Origin of the sequence: Cupriavidus sp. SIMBA_020 (assembly GCF_046535395.1) — a bacterium.
GTDB lineage: Bacteria > Pseudomonadota > Gammaproteobacteria > Burkholderiales > Burkholderiaceae > Cupriavidus > Cupriavidus campinensis.
In genome coordinates, this window is record NZ_JAWRWU010000811.1 from 1 (window position 1) to 264 (window position 264).

Genomic DNA, 264 nt, shown 5'->3' on the forward strand with positions numbered 1-264 from the left:
GCAAGACGACGCTCGCGCGCCTGCTCGCCGAACGCTGGTCGATGCAGGCGCTGCTCGAGCGCCCGCAGGACAACCCGTTTCTCGAACGCTTCTACCGCGACACCGCGCGCTACGCGCTGCCCGCGCAGCTCGCGTTCGCGCTGCAGCGCGCGCAGCAGGCGCGCGAGCTGCTCGGCGCGCTCGACACCGGCCGGCCGGTGGTCGCCGATTTCATGCCGCAGAAGAACGACATCTTCGCGCGGCTGAACCTGCCGGAAGACGAAT

At 70.5% G+C, this 264-nt stretch carries 1 protein-coding gene; it reads left to right on the forward strand.

Going from position 1 to position 264, the window contains the following annotated elements:
• A partial coding sequence (locus SB751_RS31615; RefSeq protein WP_410749223.1) for a deoxynucleoside kinase occupies window positions 1-264 on the forward strand: 264 nt, incomplete at both ends.